A 21,593-nucleotide genomic window follows, 5' to 3' on the forward strand; every position below is an offset into this window, starting at 1 on the left:
CGGCCGCCCCGGAAAAGTAAGACTCTCCGCGAACCCGGCAGAGCCTGGTTACCCTTGCTACGTTTCCGTCCTGGGGGAGTTGGCCTGGATGCCGCCTCGCGGAGAGCTGCGAACAGTCTAACCCGCCCGCGCCCGGGCGCGAGCCACGTGGGGCCTTCCTCAGTCGGCGAGCGGCACCACCCGCGCCGCGCCACCAGGTTCGGCGAGGACCAGCACCCGCGGCGCAGCGACCTCCTCCAGCGCCGCGAGCACCGGTGCGGGATCCGGACCGAACGTCCCCTCCCCCTCCGCCGTGCGCCACACCGTCACCGCGGCCCCGGTCGCCGAGCGCACGGCTGCCCCCAGCGCCGACACGTCGCCGGCGGAGACGAGGATCACACGTCCGATCCGGCGTCTCGCCGCCCGCGGCGCCGCGGCGCGATCCCGTCGCCAGATCGCGAAATGGTAGGCGAACACGATCGCCGTCGCGCTGAGCACGCCCATCGGCGCGCGCAGGAACTCCAGCAGGCCGCCGCTCGCCCCTTCGCCCAGCGCGAACTCGAACAGTCGGTATCCGATCAGCAGGAGCGTCACCACCGCGGCGATCGCGCTCGCGCCGAAGACGACGACGAGGTAGACGCGGCGACCCGGGTCGGCGGCATCCGTCGTCTCCACCCGGTCGGGCCGCCAGGACGCCCACCACGCGACGCCGCCCACCACGAGGGCGCTGATCCCGCCGAGCAGGAGGTTCCCGCTCTCGTCGTCCGCGAGCACAGAGGCGACGCTGGCCAGCAGGGCGTTGACGATCACGCCGAACCCGCTCGCGGCCTGGATCAGTGCGATGGCCGAGACCACGAGGCGCCCTGCGCGACGGGCACCGTCGGCGCGCCCCCCGAGCACACCGGCGTGATACGCCCACACGACAGCTCCCACTGCGGCGCCGGCGACGGCGGTGTCCAGCGACGCCTGCACGTCAGCGCCGTCGCCCGATACGGCCAGCCGCAGCAGCAGGTGGAGTGCGTTCGCGAGCGAGACGAGCGTCGCGGCCGCCGCAGCGCCCACCACGACGACCACGACCACGTCCGCGAACGGGCCGGGCACCCGGCGCGCGCCCTCGCGGTGCCAATGCCACCACCAGATCACGGTGCCCAGCACGAACCACACGAGCGCCTGGAGAGCGGACTGCCACCAGGCCTGGCCGGCCACGAGCAGTCCCGGCCCGCCGGCGAGGGCTCGCGAGATGACGGTCGCGAGCGCCGCGACGGCTCCCAGCGCCCCGACGACGAGGCCCCAGACGGCGCTGAGCTCGACCGGCAGGTCGCCGAGGCGCGTCGGCGCGGTCCGCGGTCCCCGGCGCAGCTGGCGGTGCCACCACCACACCCCTGCCCACACCACGGCGGCAGCGGCGTCCCCGGGCCGCCATTCGCCGCTGATCCCGTCACCGGCCACCTGGCCGAGTGCGACCGTCGCGATCACCAGCGCCGTCAGCGTCATCGCGGTGAGGTAGAGGGTCCACACCAGCGATGCCTGCTCGCCGGGCTCGCCGAGACGGCGCCGCTGCCACCACCACAGCGCGGCGGCAAGCGGGGTGCCGACCACCGCGAAGGCCAGCGAGCGAGCCAGCGGAGCCTCGCCCTGGGCGATCACGCTCGCCGATCCGATCGCCCACTCCACGAGCCCCGCGATCCCGATCGCCGCCACGGTGACGAGCGCGAACAGCAGTGAGAGCAGGATGATCCGCCGCACGACCGCGCCGGCGCCCCCACCGGCGCGGGCGGCATCGGGCGCCGTGACGGATCGGCTGGCACCCGCGCTCGGCGTGTCCGTCACAGCCCCAGCTCCCTGCACAGTGACAGCTGCCAGGGCGCACGCTCGATGAGCCATTCCCCGTCCTGCTCGACGAGGAGGAAGCTGGCCTCGGATTCCGACTCGCCCGGTCCGAGCAGCCCCGAGTCGTAGACCGTGGTGATCAGGACGTCCACCGTCGCGCCCGACGCCCGCTCGGTCGTGCGCACGAGCGCCACGCGGTGGTCGTCGCCGCCGAACCACTCCCGCTCGCAGTCGTCGGCGACCTCGGGCACGACGTAGTCCAGCGCGGCGTCGACATCCCGGTCGATGACGGCTTGCGAGTAGCGCTGGACGACCCCTTCCGGCGTGTCGGACGGATAGTCCTGCGGACCACCCCGCACGACGATGACCACGATCGCGGTCACGACCACCAGACCGATCCCGATCAGGAGGGCCGGGAGCGCCCAGCGCCGGCGAGGGGCGTCATTGCTCATGCTCACATGATGACCGAGCGGGCGGCCTTTCCCCGCGGGTCCGCTCCGGCGCGTCGCACGCGGCGGGGTCTCGTCCAGGCTTCTCCCAGTGCCACCCCTCCTGCGCCGCGGATAGGATCGACGCGTGGGCGAGGGTGCCCGCGCTCACCCGCCGAACCGCTCACCGAGCGGACCAGGAGGCCGCGATGACGGATACCGCGATGACGGATGCCGCGCCCGGCGCGCACGAGGCCGGGCTGACGGCGGCGGGATTCGCCCGCATCACCGGCGCCATCCTGGACGCCGTCGGCACCGTGATCGACGGCAAGCCCGATGCGGTGCGCAGCGCCCTCGTCTGTCTGCTCGCCGAAGGGCACCTGCTCATCGAGGACGTGCCCGGCGTCGGGAAGACGATGCTCGCCCGCGCCCTGGCCACCTCGGTGGACGCGACCGTGCGGCGCATCCAGTTCACCCCCGACCTGCTGCCCGGCGATGTGACGGGGGTCAGCGTCTACAACCCGGTCGACCGGGAGTTCGAGTTCAAGCCGGGGGCGATCTTCGCCAGCATCGTGATCGCCGACGAGATCAACCGGTCCTCCCCCAAGACGCAGTCCGCTCTGCTCGAGGCGATGGAGGAGCGCCAGGTGACCGTGGACGGGCGCACCCACTTCGTGCCCGACCCGTTCCTCGTGGTGGCCACCCAGAACCCGCTGGAGATGGAGGGCACGTATGCCCTCCCGGAGGCGCAGCGGGACCGGTTCATGATGCGCATCTCGATGGGCTACCCCGACCCTCGCTCCGAGGCGCTCATGCTGCGCCAGCGCGACACCGTGAACCCGCTGGATCAGCTCGCGGCCGTGGTGTCGGCCGACGAGGTCTCGGACCTCATCGCGTGGGCCCGCGCGGTGCACGTGGCGCCGGCCATCGAGGACTACGCCGTCGCACTGGCGCAGGCGACGCGCGGCCACAGCGACCTGCGCCTGGGCGCGAGCCCGCGCGCGACGCTTCAGCTCGTCCGCGCCGCCAAGGTGTGGGCGGCCCTCGACGGGCGGGCGTTCGTCATCCCCGACGACATCACCGCGCTGCTGGCTCCGGTGTTCGCCCACCGCCTCATCCCGACACGTGCCGCCGGCGGGGCGCGCGGCGGGAATGCGGCCGACGCGATCGCCGTGATCCTGGAGCGCATCGCGGCGAGCGTGCGCGTGCCGATCGCCTCACGACAGTGACCCTCCGATGAGACGCGTGTGGCCGCTGACCGCCCGGGGCACGGGTGCGGTCGTGCTCGCGATCGTCTGCTTCATCGTGGCGAACGAGGCGAGCCTGAGCGAGCTGATGTACTTCGGCATCCTGCTGCTGGCGGCCGTCGCCGCCAGCGTCGGGGCGCTGTACGTCGGCCGCCGCACCGAGTCGGTCACCAGGTCGCTCTCGCCCGAGGTGGTCTCGGTCGGCCTCGAGGCGCGGGTGGCCGTGCGCGTGGGCGTGAGATCGGCCGTGCCCACCGCGCCCGGCATCTGGCGGGACACGCTGCCCCCGGGACTTCGCGGTAAAGCCACCGGCGTCTTCCCGGCGCTGGGGTCGGGCCTGCTGGGCGGAGAGCGCGGCGGTGCACGGAGCGTCGACCTCGTCTACACGGTCACCGGCGCCCGGCGGGGCGTCCACCCGCTCGGCCCACTCACCGTCCGGTCGTCCGACCCGTTCGGGCTCGCGCGGCGCACGGTGCTGTTCGGTGAGCGCACACCGGTCACGGTCGCCCCGGCCGTGATCGATCTCGCGCCGCTGGTGGACTACGCCGGTGCCGCCGGAGGCATGCTCCACACGACGAACGACCAGCTTGGACAGGGCGCCGACAACCTGGTGGCCCGGCCCTACGCGTCCGGCGACTCGATGCGCCGCATCCACTGGCGCGCGACCGCTCACCGCGACGAGCTCATGGTGCGTCAGGAGGAGCAGGAGTCCACGCCCGAGGCATCCGTCGTCATCGACCGCGCTGCGCGGCGATGGTCGCCCGAGGCCCTGCAGGCGCCGGGCACCGACCCCGGCTTCGAGGCGGCGGTCTCGGCCTGCGTGTCCGCGGTCGCGCGGCTGGTGCACGACGGCTACGCGGTGGAGGTGCTCGACACCGAGGGCACGGTGCTGATGGAACGCATCGACGGCGGCGACATGACGTCCGTCGACGGGCTGCTCGTCCAGCTCGCCACGCTCACGGCGCGCCGCGACGACGAGCTGCCGCGGCTGCCCCGGCTCTTCGCCGGCGTCTCGACCGGGCCGATCGTGCTCGTCGTCGGGCGGCTGGACGCCTCCGACGCGGCAGCGATCGGACCGGTCGCCCATCACAGCACACTGCCGATCCTGCTGGCCACCGCTCCCTTCGGTGCGGCTCTGGATCGCGCGGCCGACCACGGCTGGCACGTGGCATCCATCGATCCCGAACGCGACCTCGCACCGGCGTGGGCGAACGCGGTCGGCCGGGGGGTGCACCATGTCGTCGGGTGAGCCGGCCCGTGCTCGCGGAGGCGAGCGGCTGCTGACCTTCTCGATCCTCGCGGCGCTGGTGGCCGCGCTGCTCCCGGTCGTTCGCGTCATCGAGCCCGGCTGGTGGCTCCTGGCGGCACTGATGCTGGCCGCGCTCGTCCTCGCCGCCGGCTACACCGCCCGCCTCTACCGTCTTCCCGCCGTCGCGGTGACGCTCATCGAGATGGCGCTGTGGACCGTGTTCCTCACGTTCGTGTTCCTTCGCGACACCGCCCTCCTGTGGGTGATCCCCACCCTCGACACCCTCCGCAGCGTGCCCGTGGTCGTCGAGGCGGCGATGCAGGAGATCCAGCTCGGTGCGGCGCCCCTCGAGCCCACCCTTCCGCTCGCGTTCGTCGTGGTCGGCGCCATGGGACTGCTCACGATCATCGTGGACCACGTCGTGGTGACGGCACGGATGCCGCTGCTGGCCGCCGTCGGCATCGTCACGGTCTCGCTCATCCCGGCGATCGCCGCGCCCGCCGCCGTCGACGTCATCGGGTTCGTCTTCCTGGCGGTGACCATCCTCTTTCTGATCCGCTCCGAGACCCGCTCCCGCGAGAAGCCGCTGGAGCGCGAGGAGGAGCGCACGGCCGGCGTCCCGGCCACGGCGCTCGGCATCGGAGCCGTCGCCGTCCTGGTGGCCGTCGTCGTCACACCGGCCCTCCCGCAGCCGAGTGCGCGCCCGGGGGCCGGGCTCGGCCCGGGGCCGGGCATCGACGCGACGCTGCAGCTCGGGGACGACCTGCGTCGGCCCCAGGAGGTGGAGGTCATCCGGGTGCGCACGGACTCGCCCTCGGTGCCGTACCTGCGCGCCACGACGCTGAGCCGGTTCGAGGGCGGCGTGTGGGAGCCCGACCGCGCCCAGACCGTCTCCCTGGAGAGCGAGCGCGCGTTCGGCGAGATCGACCACACCGAGGACATCCGCATCTCGGAGTACACCACCAAGGTCGATGTGGTGAACCTCGACTCCCCGTGGGCGCCCGTGCCGTATCCCGCCGTCGGCATCACCGGCCTCCGCGGGCTGTGGGGGGCGGTGCCCTACAACCGCACCGTGGCCACGACGAGCGACTCCACCATGGGCCAGTCGTACGAGGTGACGACCGCCTACCCCCGGCCGACGCTGGAGCAGGTGCGTGCGGCGACCTCCGTCGGCTCGCAGGTGCGGGATGAGACGACCGAGCTCCCCGCCGACATCCCTCCGCTCATCGGTGAGCTGGCCGCGCAGGTGACAGCCGGCGCCACCACCGACTACGACAAGCTCACCCTCCTGCAGCGGTGGTTCCGTGGGGTCGAGTTCACCTACTCGCTCGACGCGCCGGTCGAGGAGGGCTTCGACGGCAGCGGCGCCGAGGCGGTGGCGAGATTCCTGGAGGTGCGGGAGGGCTACTGCGTTCACTTCGCGTCCGCCTTCGCGCTCATGGCCCGCACCCTCAACATGCCGTCGCGGATCGTGGTCGGCTACCTGCCCGGCACGCCCACGACCGAGAGCATCGACGGGCAGCCGGTGTACTCCGTGCTGAGCTCTCAGCTGCACGCGTGGCCCGAGGTCTACTTCGCGGGCATCGGCTGGATCCCCTTCGAGCCGACGTCGGGCCTCGGCACTCCGACGCTCTTCTCGGCCTCCTCGACGGCGCCCGGCGAGACGACCGATCCCGGAACCGTCGGGTCCCAGCCGACCGCGACGCCGTCGCTGCCGGCGGACGCCGGTCGCATCGACGCGGAGGAGCAGCAGGCCGCCGACGGACCGGGAACCTCTCGTGACGCCGTCGATCCGCTGCCGCTGGTCGGCATCGTGACGGGGGTGCTCGTGCTGCTGTCTGTGCCGTTGGTCGTGAGGGAGCTTCGCCGGCGGCAGCTGGACGCCGCCGCGCGTACCGGAGACGCCGCTGCCGCATGGCAGTCGGTGCAGGAGGCGGCGATCGACGTGGCCATCCCGGTCCCCGCGAGCGAGACACCGCGCGCGTTCGCGCGCAGGCTGGTCGAAGAGCACGGGGTGGAGGCATCCGACATCGAGACGGTCCTGACCGCCATCGAGCGCGTCAGCTACTCCAAGGCCGGGACCCGCTCCTATTGGATGGGGGATGCCGCGGCCGTCGCGGCCGCCGCGGTGCGGGCGTCGCTGCTGGCGTCGGTTCCGCCCTCGCGCCGGATCCTGGCGCTCGCAGCCCCCCGATCGCTCATCATCCGGCCGGGCAGCGTCTATGCCGGATCCGCCCCGGTTCGGGCGCGGTAGCCGGGCAGGGTAGGATGGTCGGCGGCCCTCCGGGGCCGCCTGGAGGATTCGCCTAGTGGCCTATGGCGCACGCTTGGAAAGCGTGTTGGGTGCAAGCCCTCGGGGGTTCGAATCCCCCATCCTCCGCACCTGTGATCCCAGTGTTTTCAAGGGATCGGGACTCCTCCGAAGTTTGGTGGCAAGTCGGTGACATAGTTGCGCGGTCTCCGACCCACACCGCCAGGGCGGCCTGCCCGGTCGCCGCGATCATGCCGCACTACGTGTCGGAAGAATCTCCGCAAGCAGCGCCTCCACCCGACCACGAATCTCATCGCGAATCGGACGCACCGCCTCGATCCCCTGACCAGCAGGATCATCGAGCTCCCAATCCTCGTAGCGCTTGCCCGGAAACATCGGGCAGGCGTCGCCGCAGCCCATGGTGATCACGACATCCGATTCCTTCACGGCGTCGACGGTCAGCACGGTGGGCGTGTTGCCCGCAATGTCGATACCCTCCTCAGCCATCGCCTCCACAGCGACCGGGTTGATGACATCTTTCGGGGCCGATCCTGCCGAGCGCACCTCGACGTCGTCTCCCCCGAGCGCACGGAGATAGCCTGCAGCCATCTGGGATCGGCCGGCATTGTGGACGCAGACGAACAGAACGGTCGGCTTGTCACTCATAGCGGTGCCTCTTTCTCTCAGGAGAAAGCATAGACGGCTATCTATCTATGCACGAGTTGCTGCAGGTAAACTTTCGGGGAACAGCTCAAGGAGCAGGCTGCGCACACGCCGTTCGATGTCGTCCCTGATGACACGAACCCGCTCGGGCGACTTGCCAACCGGGTCGTCGAGCTCCCAGTCCAGGTACCGGCGGCCGGGGTAGACCGGGCATGCGTCACCGCAACCCATCGTGACGACGACGTCGGCCGCGCGGACGGCTTCATCGGTGAGCGGCTTCGGGAACTCGCCCCCCAGCGAGACGCCGATCTCGTTGAGCGCTGTGACGATGCTCTGGCGCACATCGCCGACCGGCTGCGAGCCGGCTGTTCGCACCGCCACTCTGTCGCCGGCGAGTTGTCGGAGGATTCCGGCGGCGATCTGAGAGCGACCGGCGTTCTGCACGCAGACGAAGAGCACCGTGGGCACGGTCGGGGTGGGCGCGTCGTCACGATGGAGCGCCTCGAGCCGCGCAGCAGCGAACATGGCCGTGCGGCTGGTCAACATCGGGGACTGCGAGTGACCGGCCAGGCGTCGGTGACTGTCCAGGACGACCGCGTAAACGGTCTCGCGGCTGAACACACCGTGGAAGCGCACGGACAGGGCGTCGGCGATGCGCTCGAGGTCGGGCTCGTCCGCGGGTTCTCGGCCGCCGACGATCGAGCCGACGAGGTCGGCGTGGGCAGGGGCGATCGAGTACCAGACGCGGCGCCCGTCCGGCTCGCGCACGACAATACCGTCGTCGTGCAGCGCCTTCATGTGGTGACTGACCGTCGGCTGCCGAAGCTCCAGCGACTTCGCCAGATCCCCGACGAGGGCTCGCCCGTCCTGCGCGTCGCGGATCAGGCCGAGTATGCGCACGCGCGTCGGATCCCCCAATGAGGTGATACCCACCGCAGGTTTCATAGACGGAAGTCTATCGACCACCCCGGCCGGCGTCGCACGACCGCAGACGCCAGATCAAGGGCATGAACCCCCAGACTCGTCACGGATGGTCGCGTCATCCATGCTCAGTCGCCGTCCATTGCGCTACGACGCTCGATGAGGAGGGTGTCGCGCCAGCAGCCGGCGTGCGGGCCGGCACCCGATCGTGCGATGCGTTCGCGCCGCCCCACCACTCGGAAGCCCGCAGCGGCGTGGAGCCTGAGGCTCGCGGCGTTCTCCGGGAAGATGCTCGATTGGATCGTCCAGATGCCCGCGACCTCGGCGGCGTCGATGAACACGTCGAGCAGGCGGCGGCCGATGCCTTGTCCGCGGGCACTGCGAGAGACGTACACCGAGTGTTCGACGACTCCGCGGTACGCCGGACGGGAGGACACCGCGGACGCGGCGATCCAGCCGACCAGGGCGCCGCCCGCGTCGACAGCGACGAACCGCAGGGCCGGCAGCTTCGCCGCATCGAACGCCTCCCAGGTCGGGGTGGCGACCTCGAATGTCGCCTCCCCGTCCTCGATGCCATGTGCGTAGATCTCCTCGACCGCCGGCCAATCGGCCGGCGTCATCGCGCGCACTTCCGTCATCAGCAGCAGCCACCGCCGTTGCCTGCATCGGTGGAGCACACCCCGGTCACGGGAAGCACGAGCTCCACGTTCGACGCGGATGCGGTGTCGCCGGCGAGCCAGGCCGTCACCGAGCGCACCTGCTCGTAGCCGGTGGCGAGCAGGAACGTCGGCGCGCGCCCGTAGGACTTCATCCCCACGATGAAGAAGCCCTGCTCCGGATGCGTGAGCTCGCGGAAGCCGTGCGGCTCGACGGTGCCACAGGAGTGGACGTTCGGGTCGATCAGCGGCGCGAGGCGCTTGGGGGCTTCGACGATCTCGTCCAGCTCGAGGCGGATCTCTCGGAGGATGTCGAGGTTCGGCCGGAAGCCGGTGGCGTTCACGACGATGTCGGCCTGGTGGGTGACGACCTCTCCGTGGCGGTGGCCGACCAGCTCGACCACGTCACCCGCGCGGCGAGCACGGACGATCTCGAAGCCATCGACGAGCGCGACGTCGCCGCGTTCCACGGCTCGGTCGACCCGGTTGCCGAGATCTGCACGACCGATCAGCTCATCGTCCGGTGAGGAGGTGACCCGCACCGCCTTGGCGTTGCGGATCAGCCAGGTCACCGTGGTGCCCGACTCCTCCCGGGCGAGCTGCACCAGGGCCAGCAGGGTATTGGCGGCGGAGTGCCCCGCGCCGACCACGGTCACGCGACGGCCCGCGAACACAGCACGGTCCCGGCCGAGAACGTCGGGAAGCGCCGGAGTGACATTGTCACGGATGTCGGCCATCCCCAGGAGCTCCAGACCACTGGACGACAGCGAATTGGGGGATGTGTACGTGCCGGATGCGTCGATCACCGCGCGCGCGGGGATGTCCTCCACGTCGCCGTTCGCCGTCCGGACGCGTACCGCGAAGGGAGTGGCGGCGCGGCGGGCGGTGCGGGTCCGATCCATCCCCTCGCGGGTGACGCCGATGACTTCGACGCCAGTGCGGATGTGCGGGGCGATCTCGTCGAGCGCGGCGAGCGGCGCGACATACTTGTCGACCAGCTCCGTTCCCGTCGGCGCCCGCTCAGGGTCCGGCAGTTCCCAACCGCGCTCCTCCAGCAGCCGGCGCGATGCCGGGTCGACGAGGTGCTTCCACGGCGAGAACAGGCGGGTATGCCCCCACGCTCGGACACTCGCCGCAACCTCGTCGCCCGCTTCGAAGACCAGGAAGTCGATGCCACGCTCGAGCAGATGGGCAGCGGCGGCCAGGCCGATCGGGCCGGCGCCGATGATCGCGACGGGCAGCGTCGACAGCGGGCCGGCGTCGGCGACGCGGGGGGTCAGGTCGAGCAGGGTCACAACGTCCTCCAACGGATATCGATGAACTTCGATGCCACGATTCTGAACCCATCTATCGACGTCTGTCAATATCGACTAGTCTCAATATATGACCACGATGCTCGACGTGACCGACATCACCGCCGGCGTCTGCTGCACACCCCTCGTTCGCGAGCCACTGACCGCCGAAGAGGCCGAGCAGCTCGCCGTGACGATGAAGGCTCTCGCCGATCCGACCCGGCTCCGGCTCCTGTCCATCGTCGCTGCGTCAGACGACTCCGAAGCATGTGTCTGCGACCTGATCGAGCCGGTCGGGCTCAGCCAGCCGACCGTCTCGCACCACCTGAAGATCCTCACCACCGCGGGGTTCCTCACACGCAGCAAGCGCGGAACGTGGGCGTACTTCAAGCTCGTGCCCGGCGCGCTCGACCGCGTCTCACAGCTCCTCGTCGCCTCGTGAGCAACACTATTCGTGCCGCTGCCGGTGAGTTCCTCGGCAGCGCAGGCCTCGCCGCGGTCGTGATCGGATCGGGCATCGCCGCCCAGCGCCTCTCCCCCGGTGATGTCGGTCTCCAGCTCTTGGAAAACGCGTTCGCCACGGCGCTCGGGCTTGCCGTGCTGATCGTCGTCTTCGCGACGGTGTCGGGATCGCACTTCAACCCCGTGGTGACACTCGTAGACATCACCTTGCACCGAAGGTCGTGGACGACCGCCGGTGTCTACCTGCCCGTCCAAGTGATCGGATGCGTCGCGGGAGCAGTGCTCGCCAACGTCATGTTCGCTGCACCGGCGATCGCATGGAGCACGACCGACCGCTCTGCCTGGCCGCTGCTGCTCTCCGAGGTGGTGGCGACCGCCGGGCTCGTCCTGCTGATCTTCGCCCTCGTGCGAACGGGCCGGTCGAACCTTGCTGCTCCCGCCGTGGGCGCCTACATCGGCGCCGCATACTTCTTCACCTCGTCGACGAGCTTCGCCAACCCCGCCATCACAATCGGCCGCATGTTCAGCGACACATTCGCCGGCATCGCCCCCGCGTCGGTGCTGCCGTTCATCGGAGCGCAGCTCGTCGGCGCGGCGCTGGGATACTCGGCGGTCCGGGTGCTGTTCCCGGTAGGGGTGCCCGCGCCCGCCGTCGCGCGGAGCTGATGCAGAGATCTTCGCGCGGAGGCGCCCGCCTTGCAGCACTCGCGCTGGCCCAGGTCGTCGCGTGGGGAGTGCTCTACTACGCCGTCCTGGTCGCCGCCCCCGCGATCGCCAGCGACACGGGGTGGGACGACGGTGCCATCTTCATCGCCATCACACTGGGACTGCTGACCTCCGCCGTGTGCGCGATTCCCGTCGGGCGCTGGCTGGACCGACATCCACGACGCGTCATGGTCGCCGGTTCAATCCTGGCGACCGCCGCCCTCGTGGCGGCCGCAGCCTCCCCGACGATCTGGATCTTCATTGCGGCCTGGATCACCTGTGGCGCAGCACAGTCCGCTGTGCTCTACCAAGCTGCCTTCACCGTGATCACTCACCGCTACCGGTCAGCCCGACGTGGTCCGCTGACACTGGTGACGCTTGCGGGCGGCCTCGCATCCACGATCTTCGCGCCGCTCACGGGATGGCTCGTCCTGGCTGTCGGCTGGCGGACGGCGTTCGTCGCTCTGGCCGGGACCCTGCTCGTGGTCGTGATTCCGGTCTACGCATTGACCGTCGAGGCCCGGTGGCCTCCCTCAAGCGCACCTGCGATCGGCAACGGGGACGACGTGCGCGTGCTTCGATCCGCCCGCTTCTGGATCATCGCCGGCTCGTTCGCGCTCATGTCCTTCTCGCTCTATGCGGTCACGCTGTCCGCGGTCCCTTCGTCGGTCGAAAAGGGGGTGAACCTGCAGGTCGCGGCGTGGGTACTCGGGCTCATCGGCGCAGGCCAGGTACTCGGCCGCCTCCTGTACCTGGCGATCCCCCACACCGCGGCGCCCTGGATCGCGCCCGCAACGGTCGGCGCGCTCGGGGCGGCGGTGCTGACCGCCTACGGAATCGCTTCGGGCACGGCGGGTATCCTCGTCGCCGGGCTCGCAGCCGGCGCAATCCGTGGAGCCCTCACCCTCATCCAGGCGTCGGCCGTCGCCGATCGATGGGGCGCGGAGTCGTACGGCAGGCTCAACGGCGTCCTCGCCGCACCGGTCACCGCACTCACGGCACTGGCTCCGGGAGTCGCCGCCCTGTTGGCCGGGGCACTCGGATCCTATGCGTCGATGGCTTACGCGATGGCGTTCGTGTGTGCGTTGGGCGGGGTTGTCGCCATACGCCGATGATCGGTCAGGCGGCGCAACGACCCGGCTCGACCCACGCCGAGTGCGCTGTGGTCACGCGGCGCGTGCACCGCCGACGTGCGCCCTGCTTCCACTAGGAGTTGATCTGCTGGACGACGTCGTCCGCCGACTCCTCGATGGCCTTGCGCAGCTTCTCGTAGTCGTCGGCGTCGATCGCCTTGCTGATCCGCTTGTCGGCTCGGATGAGCGCCTTCTCGACGTTGTCGGCCCACCGGTCGTCCACGACGGCGACGAGCGCCGACGTGCCGGGCGCGAGGTACTCGTCGACATCGACGCCCAGCTTCTTCTCCTCGCGGTTCTTCTTGATCTTGCCGAGGATGGCGCCGATCCCCGCCCCCACCGCGGTGGCCGCCAGGAGCGGCGGCGCGAAGAGCCCCACCACGACACCCGCGCCGGCGCCCCAGGCGGCGCCGTGACCGACCGACTTGTCGCCGTGCTCCTTGACCTCGACCTTGCCGTCCTTGTCACGAACGAGGACGACGGCGCCGATGACCTCGTAGCCGCCGGAATCCTGCCCGCTCCGAAGCGCCTGGTAGTCGTCCGACGCCGCGGACGCGTCGTCGTACGACCCGACCACCAGTGCAAGGTTCTGCGTGCTCATCGAGATCTCCTTCGATACTCGTCCGGCCGGTCGCGCGGACTGCGGTGCTGTGATCGTACGACCTCGGCGCGGGACGCGCGAGGGGTCTGACACGACGCCGGTCGGGCGCGCCCGGAGCGAGCCTCAGGTGCTCGGATCGTTCGGCGTGAAGTCCGTGCCGGCGACGCGCAGACGGTCGACGTCCAGGCTGTCGACCCGCACTTCGCCGAGCGTCACATCGGCGCCGTCTTCTGCGCCGGTGGGAACGGGGCCGGTGTCGATGTTCTCCTCGACCAGGGTGATGCCGCCCGAGCTGTTCGCCGACGACGCGAGATCCTCGATCCACTTCCGGCTCAGCTCGGGCTGCTGCGGATCGTCGAAGACGAACCGCAGCGGGATGGAGGGGTGAAGCCAGATGGTGCTCCGCCCGCCGGGCTGGCCGTCCGGATGCTTCCACGACAGCGTGAAGCTCTCGCCGCGGCGCAGCTTCGTGGCGATGACGACCTTCAGGTGCGCCAGTGCCCGGTCCTCGATGTGGATCGGTGTCGCCGAGCCCCCGTAGAAGATCGTTCCCATGGCTCGAAGCATAGACCCGACGACGCGCTCAGCGCGGTGCGCGACGGAGGGAGGACCCACCGGCGAACGAGTCAGCCCTCGAAGTCCTCCGGCTCGACGTCGTCGAGGAACCGCTTGAACTCGTCGAGCCGCTCGGCCGCGTCGGTCTCGGTGAGCACATCCGGAACACCGGCATCGGCCATGACTTCCTCGGCCACCCAGATGGCGGCGCCCGTGCGGGACGCGAGTGCGATGGCATCCGAGGGCCGGGCGTCCACCACGCGGTCGCCCAGCGGCGTCGAGAGGACGATCTCGGCGTAGAAGGTTCCGTCATCGATGCGCGTGACCTCCACGCGTGCCACCGAGGCGTCCAGCGCGTCGAGCATCAGGCGCATCAGATCATGCGCGAGGGGACGCGGGACCTCGGCGTTCTCGACCGCGACGAGGATGGACGTCGCTTCGAGCTGCCCGATCCAGATCGGGAGCACCAGACCGTCGCCCGGGATCTGGTCGACCGGCTTGAGAAGGAGGACGTGCTGACCGGAGGCGTCCAGCGCGACGCCGGCCACCCGAACCTGGACCACGATCGTCACCTCTCTCCGCATCATCCGGCGGACGCCTCCCGGGGCATCCGAGGCCATCGTAGGCACGCCCCGTATGTCGGGGACAGGGGTTGCGCACCTACGCCTGCAACGCGTCGGCGGCCCGGACGGAAGCGTCCGAGCCCGCCGACGAGGCTGCGAGAGAGCGTCAGTCGATCAACCGCAGAGGCCGCGGGCGATCTCGTTCTTGCCCTGGCCGCCGAACGTCTTGACGACCTCGCCGACGCCGGTGAAGTTCAGCGCGCCCTCCGTGTTGATGGTCTTGTGGATCTGCCCGAAGCACGCGGCATCCGCGGGCGCGGCATGAGCGGTGCCGGCGAAGCCGAACACGGCGAGAGCGGCGATGGCTCCGGTGGCGAGAATGCGCTTCATTGGATATTCCCTCCTCATGGCGGGTGCGTGTTCACCCGATACGAGGTCTTTCCCGCTCGGACCCCCTCTTGGATGCACCCCGTCGGAGCTTCATCAACCCGCATACTTCATTCACCGGAATGGATGCCGCGGGCGTACCGTTGCATCCGACATGCAGCGCTTCGGAACCCTCTCGTTCGGACACTACGGACCGCTCGGCGGCGGGCGGCAGCTGACGGCCGCGGACTCGATGCTCCAGGCGATCGACCTCGCCGTGGGGATGGACGAGCTGGGCGTGAACGGGGCGTACTTCCGCGTGCATCACTTCGCGCGCCAGCAGGCGTCGCCCATGCCGCTCCTCGCTGCGATCGCCGCGCGCACCGAGCACATCGAGGTCGGCACGGGGGTCATCGACATGCGCTACGAGAACCCGCTCCACCTCGCGGAGGAGGCGGCCGCCGTCGACCTCATCTCGGGCGGCAGGCTCGCGCTGGGCGTCTCACGTGGGTCACCCGAGACCGTGGTGCGCGGCTACGAGGCCTTCGGCTACACCGGCTCTGAGGATCCCCGTGGCGCCGACATCGCGCGACGACACTTCGAGCTCTTCTTGCGCGCGATCGATGGGGAGGGTCTCGCGGAGCGCGACCCGTCGTCGCCGTTCGGCACCGGCGCCACCGGCCTGCAGCGCGTCGAGCCGCACTCCCCCGGTCTGCGCTCGCGCGTGTGGTGGGGAGCCGGAAACCGCGACAGCGCGGAGTGGGCCGGGCGCATCGGCGTGAACCTCATGTCGTCGACGCTGCTCACCGAGGCCGACGGGACCCCGTTCGACCTCCTCCAGGCCCAGCAGATCGATGCGTTCCGCACCGCTTGGCGTGAGGCCGGACACGCGGGTGAGCCGCGTGTCTCGGTGAGCCGCAGCATCTTCCCGATCACGACGACCGAGGATCGTCTGTACTTCGGCGGACGCCAGGACGGGGATCAGATCGGCGTCATCGACGGCATGCGCTCGACGTTCGGCAAGACGTACGCCGCCGAACCCGACGTGCTCGTCGAACAGCTGAGGGCCGACGCCGCGATCGCGTCAGCCGACACCCTGATGCTGACCATCCCGAGCCAGCTGGGCGTGGAGTTCAACCTGCGCGTCGTCGAGTCCTTCGCAACGCACGTCGCGCCCGCGCTGGGGTGGGAGCCCGCCCGCTGATCATCGACGGCGCCGTCACGTCAGCCTGTTGATCCGAGCACCGCCGGTGCGGGCGCGGGCGGGTTAGAGTGGCTCCACTGGCCGCGGCCATCGGCACGGGACTCGGCGAGGGAGGGGTGTTGGGGGAGGTTCTGACGCTGTCGTCGCGCGACATCGGAGTCGTGGAGGACACCTGGCGCCAGTTCGTGCCGTCGGCGGCCCTGCAGCGCGTCGACCCGCGGACGTTCGCGTTCTCCTGGTCCTCGGCCGCACTGCCGCATTTCTCGACCGTGCGGTACGAGCTGTCCGCGTCGGTGCAGTCGGCGATCGATCCCGAGGGCCAGCTGATGGCCTGCCGGGTGGCATCCCGGGGCAGCTGGGTCGGCACACCGCGGGGGGAGCTCAACGCGGGGCTCCCGTGGGTCGCGCTGGACGGCCCGACGTCAGCACGCTGGCGTGACCGCGCCGAGGTGCGGGCGTTCGTCTTCGATCGCGAGTGGGCGGAGACAGAGGTGCGGCGGCTCACCGGCGAGGACCGGTTTTCGCTGCGCCATCCGGGTGTGGGGTCCTCCCCCGTGAACCGCGACTTCGCAGCGCATTGGGAGCGGGTGTTCCTCCACATCGCCGGCTCGCTGTTCGCACCGGGCCCCCGCTCGCATCTCATCGAGGCCGAGCTGCGCCGACACGCGCTCCACGCCACGCTCGCCGCGTTCTCGCCGGAGTTCGGGCTCGCCCTCCAGCGGTCCGTCCAGCGGCGTGCCGCGCCGCGCAGCGTGCAGCGCGCGATCGCGTACCTCGAGGAGCACGCGCACGAGGCGATCACGATCGACGACGTGGCTGAAGCGGCGGGCATCTCCACCCGCGGACTCCAATACGCGTTCCGGCGCGCCCTGGACATGACCCCGACCGACTACCTCCGCCGCCGCAGGCTCGAGGGCGCACACGCCGAGATGCAGGCCGGCACCGCCTCTTCGGTCGGCGAGATCGCCCTCCGCTGGGGCTTTGCCAGTGCGTCCCGTTTCGCCAAGCACTACCGCGACGCGTACGGACGCACCCCGCGGCAGACGCTCCGCGGCGGGTGACGGTCACCCGTTCGTTTAGAGGGCCGCGCTTTCGCCGACCGAGCAGATGTCCGCCCGATGCGTGCTGGCTGTCGCAGAGTCTTGGTACGGGCATGCGCCCGTGCAGGGAGACAGTGTGGGCAAGTTCATCTACGAAAGCAGCATCCGGACGGACTTCGACGACCGGGTGCTCTCGCACCTCCAGGTGGCGATCGGGACGAAGCTCCGACGCAATGAGCCCTTCTTCTTCACCTGGCAGGGCGACCTCAGCACGGGCGGCGGCCGGACCACGGTGTGGGTGCACTCGGGAGCGAGCCTGGTCTTCAACTACTACGGCGGGCGCCCGGCGAGCATCAACCGCGCCTGGCTCGAGGCGCTGATGCGCACGGCCAACTCCCCGAGCGGGCTGTTCGTGGTCTCAGAACCGCCGGACGAAGGCGGCGCCGAGCCGATAGGGTGAGGCTGGTGCAGACCCGCGGAACCGCAGGTAGACTCCGGCCAGCGCAGGCGATGGAGGCGATGCACATGGACGGCACCGATCTGGCCGACCTGATCGACGAGCTGGCGGCCAAGGCGCGAAGCGCCTCGAGCGGCCGCGCGGCGCGCACCATCCGGGGCGGCCACGAGAACGCGCTGCGGGAGACCGTCATCGCGCTGCGGGCCGGACACGAGCTCGCCGAGCACGAGGCGCCCCACGAAGCGACGCTGCAGGTGCTCCGCGGGCGGGTGCGTCTCCTCGCCGGCGCCGACGCGTGGGAGGGCTCGGAAGGGGACCATCTCACCGTCCCGGCGGCACGGCACAGCCTCGAGGCGCTGGAGGACGCGGTGGTGCTGCTCACCGTGTCGAACCGCATCCCCTGAGCCGGTCCGCCGCGTGAGGCCGCGGCATCCGCCCTCCTTCATGCGAGTCCTGTCACCGAGACGCCGAGCCATTCCGCGAGCTCCCCGATCTCGGCGCGGACCATCTCGGACTCCTCCGGTTCGAGCGGCCAGAACCCGTGCACCGCGTCGACCCGCAGGACCGCGCGCTCGCGGTCGACCTCCGCATCCAGCATGCCGCCGAACCGATCGCCATCGCCGGCTGCTGTCCCGCTGGGGCCACCGGCGCATCGCCGGCAGCATGAGCGGCAGTACACTCGTCGGCCGGAAGGCCCCGTCGAACTCGAACAGGAGTCGGTCGTCCTCGACGGCCTTGCGAAGCTGAACCGGCTCGTACGACCAGCCGATCCGCGACCACAGCACGGTGTGTTCGCACGGCGCGATCGTCGACGTCGGGTCGATCTTGATATGGCCGAGCTGCTCGGCGACCTCCACGACGTCGCCGGGCCTGTCGGCGTCCAGCAGCTGCGCGCGCACGACGATCCGGCGCGCCTCCTCCCGGGTGAGGCGGTGAGGCGTCACGGTGTCGGCGGTCCCACGACCCGATAGCGCACGTGGGTGACGAGGGACGTGGACCGGCCGGCGATCTGCTCGAGCGCGATCGGGCCCACGCCTTCGAGCGGCCGAAGACCCGCCCCGATCACGCTCGGGGAGATCTGCAGCGCGAGCTCGTCGATGAGGCCGGCCGCGAGGTACGCGTTGGTCGTCGAGGGTCCGCCGGCGATATGGACCGGCAGGTCGCCCGCGGCCTCGCGGGCGCGAGTGAGCGCGGCGTGGATGCCGTCGGTGACGAAGTGGAAAGTCGTGCCGCCCTCCATCTCGAGCGGCTCGCGCGGGTAGTGGGTGAGCACGAACACGGGCCGGTGGTACGGGGGGTTCGGTCCCCACCACCCCCGCCAGTCGCGGTCCCACTCGCCGCGCACCGGACCGAACATGTTGCGGCCCATGACGTACGCGCCGGCGCCGAGGATCGCCTCGATCTCGGGTCGGTTCTCGTCGGGCGCCTCGAACATCCACCGGTGCAGCGCGTTCTCCGGCACATCGCCGAACGGCCGCTCCTCGGTCTGGTTGTGGCCGGCGCCGACCCCGTCCAGCGAGATCGACATGGTGGCGATGACGGGTGACATGCGGACCTCCGGATCGTGCGACGGGTTCCGGCCCCACGCTAGCGGCGGCGTCGACAGCCCGACACCCGATCAGGCATCGGTCAGCCCGCCCGCGCGATCAGCCGGTCGATGACCCGCGCGGTTGCCGCAGCCCCGTCCTCCTCCGCGAACGCCCGGCGCACGCGCGCGGCTGCCTCGCGGATGCCGCCGTCGGACAGCAGCCGACGCACGGCGCCCGCGAGCGCCGGCGTGCCCGCGTCACGCGGCGCCAGCGCCAGCGCGTTGCCCTGCGTCACGCACTGGTCCACATTCCACACCTGCTCGGGCTGGAGTCCCATGCCGACGAACGGGATGCCGGCGGCGCACGCGGTCTGCACCGTCCCCTGACCGCCGTGGAGGACTGCGGCATCGACGAGGCCCCCGAGGCGGTGCGCGGGAAGCAGCCCCGTCACGTGCACGTTGGGAGGCAGCTCGTCCCTGTCCTCGAGGTAGTGCGCCACCGGCGCGATGACGTTGACCGGCAGCTCTCCGAGCTGCCGGGCCACAGCGAGGGTCAGCTCCCGGCTCGCGGAAGAACCGAGGCCCACGTAGACGAGCGGCCGGTCCTGCGCGGCCAACTCCGCGACGATGGGCGGCAGGGGTGCATCGAGATGCGCGAAGATCGGCCCGACGCGCTCGTAGCCCGGCGGCAGGGTGTAGCCGTCGAGCTCCCACGGCATGACCGTGAGGAGGTTTTCGTCCGCCTCCAGCAGCGACACCACCGTCCTGAGCGGGCGGACGCCGTTGTCCTGGGCCGCGCGTGCGAATGCACGAGGCGCGAGCGGCGCGTGGTTGTAGGCCCACCGCAGCGCAGCCGTCGCAACGCGGTCCAGCAGACGCGCACCGCGGGAATCTCCGCGCACCAGGCCCAGGCGTCGCGTCTGCTCGACGTGGGGCCGCGTGAGGGCGAAGGGCACCGGGTAGACGAGCGGCACCTGCTCCGCCCGCGCCGAGATCATCGAGGTGGGGTTCGTGCCGTTGACCACCACCGCGGCATCCGTCGAGGAGATGAGAGCCCGTTCGACGGCGACCCGCGCGGAGACCAGCGACCGTGTGTACGGGCTTCGGAGCGTCCGTCCCTGGTCGTACTTGAGCGCCTGCGCCCGCTCCGGCGGGGTGAACGCCGGCCGGCAGGCGCGGTAGTCGAAGCCCGCCTCTCCGATCAGGTGCGCGAAGTCCTGCTCGTACCCCATGAAGACGGCGTCGTGCCGCGGGTCGAGCGCACGCGCGACTTCGATCCCTCGCGTGACCTCCGCCAGGTTGAACGTGATGGGGCAGAAGAGCACCGTCGCCATACCGCCACCTTGGCCGATGGGCGGCCCGCCCGGAAGCGGGTGGGTAGCACCCGCGCGCCGAGGCTGCAATCCCGCGACGGCGCGGCAGCGACCGACGTAGGGTCGCGCGCATGACACGATTCGGATACACGCTGATGGGCGAGCAGAGCGGGCCGCGCGAACTGGTCCGGTACGCGCAGGCGGCCGAGGACGCCGGCTTCGACTTCGAGGTCTCCAGCGACCACTACTCGCCCTGGCTGGTGAGCCAGGGGCACTCCCCGTACGCCTGGACGGTCCTCGGCGCCGTCGCGCAGGCCACGTCGCGCGTCGAGCTGATGACCTATGTGACCTGCCCGACCATGCGCTACCACCCGGCCGTCGTCGCACAGAAGGCGGCCACGCTGCAGCTGCTCAGCGAGGGGCGGTTCCTCCTCGGGGTCGGCTCGGGTGAGAGCCTCAACGAGCATGTGGTCGGTCAGGGCTGGCCGAGCGTCGACACCCGCCAGGACATGCTGGTGGAGGCCCTCGAGATCATCCGCGCACTGCACAGCGGCGACCTGGTCACCTACGTCGGCGAGCACTTCCGGGTGGACTCCGCCCGGATCTGGGATGTGCCCGATGAGCCGGTCGAGATCGGGGTCGCGGTGTCGGGTGAGGAGGGCGTGCGGGCCTTCGCACCGCTCGGCGATCACCTGATCGCTGTCGAGCCCAAGGCCGACCTCATCGCGCAGTGGGACGAGGCGCGCGAAGCCGAGGGCTCTCAGGCCTCTCGCAAGATCGGGCAGATCCCCGTCTCGTGGGATCCCGACAGGGATGCCGCGCTCGAGCGCGCGCACGAGCAGTTCCGCTGGTTCGCGGGCGGCTGGCCGGTCAACGCCGAGCTGCCGACGCCCGCCGGCTTCGCGGCGGCCAGCCAGTTCGTCCGGCCCGAGGACGTGGCGGAGTCGATCCCCTGCGGACCGGATCTGGATGAGCTGGCCGAGAGCGTCCGGCCGTTCCTCGACGCCGGCTTCACCGACATCGCGGTCGTCCAGATCGGTGACGAGCAGCAGGACCGCTTCCTCGCCGAGGCCGCCGGGCCGCTGCTGGAGAAGATGCGGGCTCTGCGCTGACCGCTCGGCCCGCCGGCTCGTGCCGGCGGGCCGAGGCC

General features: G+C 70.9%; 23 protein-coding genes, 1 tRNA gene, 1 other RNA gene and 1 pseudogene. 12 read left to right on the plus strand and 14 right to left on the minus strand.

Going from position 1 to position 21,593, the window contains the following annotated elements; translation table 11 throughout:
• Positions 1 to 14: 14 nt before the first annotated feature.
• The 3 genes from ffs to IR212_RS11605 form a co-directional block, all read right to left on the minus strand.
• Positions 15 to 111, minus strand: an RNA gene (gene ffs / locus IR212_RS11595) — signal recognition particle sRNA small type.
• Between the two features lie 48 nt (positions 112 to 159).
• Positions 160 to 1,809 carry a DUF5671 domain-containing protein gene (locus IR212_RS11600; protein WP_194396062.1) on the minus strand — a complete coding sequence of 550 codons (1,650 nt, stop codon included), beginning with the start codon at positions 1,807 to 1,809 and terminating at the stop codon, positions 160 to 162.
• On the minus strand, positions 1,806 to 2,261 hold the full coding sequence (locus tag IR212_RS11605) for an LpqB family beta-propeller domain-containing protein (RefSeq protein WP_194396063.1): 456 nt from the start codon (positions 2,259 to 2,261) through the stop codon (positions 1,806 to 1,808). Before IR212_RS11605 ends, IR212_RS11600 begins: the two co-directional genes overlap by 4 nt.
• A 185-nt stretch (positions 2,262 to 2,446) precedes the next feature.
• On the opposite strand from IR212_RS11605, the gene IR212_RS11610 reads away from it, so the two are divergent.
• The 4 genes from IR212_RS11610 to IR212_RS11625 all read left to right on the plus strand — a co-directional run bounded on the left by IR212_RS11610 (position 2,447) and on the right by IR212_RS11625 (position 7,113).
• Entirely contained in the window at positions 2,447 to 3,466 is a 1,020-nt protein-coding gene (locus tag IR212_RS11610; protein WP_194396064.1) for an AAA family ATPase, read from the plus strand.
• Positions 3,467 to 3,473: 7 nt separating this feature from the next.
• Positions 3,474 to 4,733, plus strand: a complete 1,260-nt coding sequence (locus tag IR212_RS11615) for a DUF58 domain-containing protein (protein WP_194396065.1) — start codon at positions 3,474 to 3,476, stop codon at positions 4,731 to 4,733.
• A complete protein-coding gene (locus IR212_RS11620) occupies positions 4,720 to 6,987 on the plus strand; it encodes a transglutaminase TgpA family protein (RefSeq protein WP_194396066.1) in 2,268 nt (755 codons plus the stop codon). Before IR212_RS11615 ends, IR212_RS11620 begins: the two co-directional genes overlap by 14 nt.
• A 41-nt stretch (positions 6,988 to 7,028) precedes the next feature.
• A tRNA-Ser gene (locus tag IR212_RS11625) sits at positions 7,029 to 7,113 on the plus strand.
• 120 nt (positions 7,114 to 7,233) lie between these two features.
• On the opposite strand, the gene IR212_RS11630 is transcribed toward IR212_RS11625, so the two are convergent.
• From IR212_RS11630 to IR212_RS11645, 4 genes are all read right to left on the minus strand, one after another.
• Positions 7,234 to 7,650, minus strand: coding sequence for an arsenate reductase ArsC (locus IR212_RS11630; protein ID WP_194396067.1), 417 nt, complete (start codon positions 7,648 to 7,650; stop codon positions 7,234 to 7,236).
• 45 nt (positions 7,651 to 7,695) lie between these two features.
• Positions 7,696 to 8,592, minus strand: a complete 897-nt coding sequence (locus tag IR212_RS11635; protein WP_194396068.1) for a metalloregulator ArsR/SmtB family transcription factor — start codon at positions 8,590 to 8,592, stop codon at positions 7,696 to 7,698.
• 104 nt (positions 8,593 to 8,696) lie between these two features.
• Positions 8,697 to 9,206, minus strand: coding sequence for a GNAT family N-acetyltransferase (locus IR212_RS11640; protein WP_194396069.1), 510 nt, complete (start codon positions 9,204 to 9,206; stop codon positions 8,697 to 8,699).
• A complete protein-coding gene (locus IR212_RS11645; protein ID WP_194396070.1) occupies positions 9,206 to 10,519 on the minus strand; it encodes an FAD-dependent oxidoreductase in 1,314 nt (437 codons plus the stop codon). The genes IR212_RS11640 and IR212_RS11645 overlap by 1 nt, the downstream gene beginning before the upstream one ends.
• Positions 10,520 to 10,607: 88 nt before the next feature.
• On the opposite strand from IR212_RS11645, the gene IR212_RS11650 reads away from it, so the two are divergent.
• From IR212_RS11650 to IR212_RS11660, 3 genes are read left to right on the plus strand one after another with little or no spacing between them, the layout of a single operon-like run.
• Entirely contained in the window at positions 10,608 to 10,958 is a 351-nt protein-coding gene (locus tag IR212_RS11650) for an ArsR/SmtB family transcription factor (RefSeq protein ID WP_194396071.1), read from the plus strand.
• The gene (locus IR212_RS11655; RefSeq protein ID WP_194396072.1) at positions 10,955 to 11,644 is read left to right on the plus strand and encodes an aquaporin; all 690 of its coding nucleotides are present in this window, start codon (positions 10,955 to 10,957) and stop codon (positions 11,642 to 11,644) included. Before IR212_RS11650 ends, IR212_RS11655 begins: the two co-directional genes overlap by 4 nt.
• Positions 11,644 to 12,798, plus strand: coding sequence for an MFS transporter (locus tag IR212_RS11660; RefSeq protein ID WP_194396073.1), 1,155 nt, complete (start codon positions 11,644 to 11,646; stop codon positions 12,796 to 12,798). Before IR212_RS11655 ends, IR212_RS11660 begins: the two co-directional genes overlap by 1 nt.
• A 91-nt stretch (positions 12,799 to 12,889) precedes the next feature.
• Here the strand turns inward: IR212_RS11660 and IR212_RS11665 are convergent, their stop codons facing one another.
• The 4 genes and pseudogenes from IR212_RS11665 to IR212_RS11680 form a co-directional block, all read right to left on the minus strand.
• The gene (locus IR212_RS11665; RefSeq protein WP_194396074.1) at positions 12,890 to 13,417 is read right to left on the minus strand and encodes a DUF1269 domain-containing protein; all 528 of its coding nucleotides are present in this window, start codon (positions 13,415 to 13,417) and stop codon (positions 12,890 to 12,892) included.
• A 252-nt stretch (positions 13,418 to 13,669) separates the two neighbouring features.
• Positions 13,670 to 13,972 (minus strand): annotated as a pseudogene (locus IR212_RS11670) (DUF7882 family protein); the annotation flags it as partial.
• 71 nt (positions 13,973 to 14,043) lie between these two features.
• The gene (locus tag IR212_RS11675) at positions 14,044 to 14,544 is read right to left on the minus strand and encodes a bifunctional nuclease family protein (RefSeq protein WP_228479290.1); all 501 of its coding nucleotides are present in this window, start codon (positions 14,542 to 14,544) and stop codon (positions 14,044 to 14,046) included.
• A 165-nt stretch (positions 14,545 to 14,709) separates the two neighbouring features.
• On the minus strand, positions 14,710 to 14,925 hold the full coding sequence (locus IR212_RS11680; protein ID WP_194396075.1) for a hypothetical protein: 216 nt from the start codon (positions 14,923 to 14,925) through the stop codon (positions 14,710 to 14,712).
• Positions 14,926 to 15,076: 151 nt separating this feature from the next.
• On the opposite strand from IR212_RS11680, the gene IR212_RS11685 reads away from it, so the two are divergent.
• The 4 genes from IR212_RS11685 (at position 15,077) to IR212_RS11700 (ending at position 18,006) form a co-directional block, all read left to right on the plus strand.
• Positions 15,077 to 16,105 (plus strand): LLM class flavin-dependent oxidoreductase, encoded by a 1,029-nt coding sequence (locus tag IR212_RS11685; protein WP_194396076.1) that lies wholly within the window; start codon positions 15,077 to 15,079, stop codon positions 16,103 to 16,105.
• A gap of 119 nt (positions 16,106 to 16,224) precedes the next feature.
• On the plus strand, positions 16,225 to 17,166 hold the full coding sequence (locus tag IR212_RS11690; RefSeq protein WP_228479291.1) for a helix-turn-helix transcriptional regulator: 942 nt from the start codon (positions 16,225 to 16,227) through the stop codon (positions 17,164 to 17,166).
• A 115-nt stretch (positions 17,167 to 17,281) separates the two neighbouring features.
• Complete coding sequence (locus IR212_RS11695; RefSeq protein WP_194396077.1) at positions 17,282 to 17,605, plus strand: DUF7882 family protein; 324 nt, start codon at positions 17,282 to 17,284, stop codon at positions 17,603 to 17,605.
• A gap of 65 nt (positions 17,606 to 17,670) precedes the next feature.
• Complete coding sequence (locus IR212_RS11700; RefSeq protein WP_194396078.1) at positions 17,671 to 18,006, plus strand: cupin domain-containing protein; 336 nt, start codon at positions 17,671 to 17,673, stop codon at positions 18,004 to 18,006.
• A gap of 38 nt (positions 18,007 to 18,044) precedes the next feature.
• On the opposite strand, the gene IR212_RS11705 is transcribed toward IR212_RS11700, so the two are convergent.
• The 3 genes from IR212_RS11705 to IR212_RS11715 all read right to left on the minus strand — a co-directional run bounded on the left by IR212_RS11705 (position 18,045) and on the right by IR212_RS11715 (position 20,464).
• On the minus strand, positions 18,045 to 18,200 hold the full coding sequence (locus IR212_RS11705; protein WP_194396079.1) for a hypothetical protein: 156 nt from the start codon (positions 18,198 to 18,200) through the stop codon (positions 18,045 to 18,047).
• 342 nt (positions 18,201 to 18,542) lie between these two features.
• A complete protein-coding gene (locus IR212_RS11710; protein WP_194396080.1) occupies positions 18,543 to 19,151 on the minus strand; it encodes a dihydrofolate reductase family protein in 609 nt (202 codons plus the stop codon).
• Between the two features lie 80 nt (positions 19,152 to 19,231).
• Positions 19,232 to 20,464 (minus strand): glycosyltransferase, encoded by a 1,233-nt coding sequence (locus IR212_RS11715; RefSeq protein ID WP_194396081.1) that lies wholly within the window; start codon positions 20,462 to 20,464, stop codon positions 19,232 to 19,234.
• 110 nt (positions 20,465 to 20,574) lie between these two features.
• Between IR212_RS11715 and IR212_RS11720 the strand changes: the two genes are divergently transcribed.
• The gene (locus tag IR212_RS11720) at positions 20,575 to 21,555 is read left to right on the plus strand and encodes an LLM class F420-dependent oxidoreductase (protein WP_194396082.1); all 981 of its coding nucleotides are present in this window, start codon (positions 20,575 to 20,577) and stop codon (positions 21,553 to 21,555) included.
• Positions 21,556 to 21,593: the final 38 nt, after the last annotated feature.

The sequence above is a fragment of the Microbacterium atlanticum genome (genome assembly GCF_015277815.1).
Lineage (GTDB): Bacteria > Actinomycetota > Actinomycetes > Actinomycetales > Microbacteriaceae > Microbacterium > Microbacterium atlanticum.

Excerpts from the sequence above, each read along its gene's own strand:
- IR212_RS11715 (WP_194396081.1), bottom strand. The coding sequence starts at position 20,464 with ATGGCGACGGTGCTCTTCTGCCCCATCACGTTCAACCTGGCGGAGGTC.
- IR212_RS11685 (WP_194396076.1), top strand. The coding sequence starts at position 15,077 with ATGCAGCGCTTCGGAACCCTCTCGTTCGGACACTACGGACCGCTCGGC.
- IR212_RS11635 (WP_194396068.1), bottom strand. The coding sequence starts at position 8,592 with ATGAAACCTGCGGTGGGTATCACCTCATTGGGGGATCCGACGCGCGTG.
- IR212_RS11710 (WP_194396080.1), bottom strand. The coding sequence starts at position 19,151 with ATGTCACCCGTCATCGCCACCATGTCGATCTCGCTGGACGGGGTCGGC.
- IR212_RS11620 (WP_194396066.1), top strand. The coding sequence starts at position 4,720 with ATGTCGTCGGGTGAGCCGGCCCGTGCTCGCGGAGGCGAGCGGCTGCTG.
- IR212_RS11700 (WP_194396078.1), top strand. The coding sequence starts at position 17,671 with ATGGACGGCACCGATCTGGCCGACCTGATCGACGAGCTGGCGGCCAAG.
- IR212_RS11610 (WP_194396064.1), top strand. The coding sequence starts at position 2,447 with ATGACGGATACCGCGATGACGGATGCCGCGCCCGGCGCGCACGAGGCC.
- IR212_RS11720 (WP_194396082.1), top strand. The coding sequence starts at position 20,575 with ATGACACGATTCGGATACACGCTGATGGGCGAGCAGAGCGGGCCGCGC.
- IR212_RS11705 (WP_194396079.1), bottom strand. The coding sequence starts at position 18,200 with ATGCTGGATGCGGAGGTCGACCGCGAGCGCGCGGTCCTGCGGGTCGAC.
- IR212_RS11650 (WP_194396071.1), top strand. The coding sequence starts at position 10,608 with ATGACCACGATGCTCGACGTGACCGACATCACCGCCGGCGTCTGCTGC.
- IR212_RS11615 (WP_194396065.1), top strand. The coding sequence starts at position 3,474 with ATGAGACGCGTGTGGCCGCTGACCGCCCGGGGCACGGGTGCGGTCGTG.
- IR212_RS11660 (WP_194396073.1), top strand. The coding sequence starts at position 11,644 with ATGCAGAGATCTTCGCGCGGAGGCGCCCGCCTTGCAGCACTCGCGCTG.
- IR212_RS11630 (WP_194396067.1), bottom strand. The coding sequence starts at position 7,650 with ATGAGTGACAAGCCGACCGTTCTGTTCGTCTGCGTCCACAATGCCGGC.
- IR212_RS11665 (WP_194396074.1), bottom strand. The coding sequence starts at position 13,417 with ATGAGCACGCAGAACCTTGCACTGGTGGTCGGGTCGTACGACGACGCG.
- IR212_RS11605 (WP_194396063.1), bottom strand. The coding sequence starts at position 2,261 with ATGAGCAATGACGCCCCTCGCCGGCGCTGGGCGCTCCCGGCCCTCCTG.
- IR212_RS11680 (WP_194396075.1), bottom strand. The coding sequence starts at position 14,925 with ATGAAGCGCATTCTCGCCACCGGAGCCATCGCCGCTCTCGCCGTGTTC.
- IR212_RS11640 (WP_194396069.1), bottom strand. The coding sequence starts at position 9,206 with ATGACGGAAGTGCGCGCGATGACGCCGGCCGATTGGCCGGCGGTCGAG.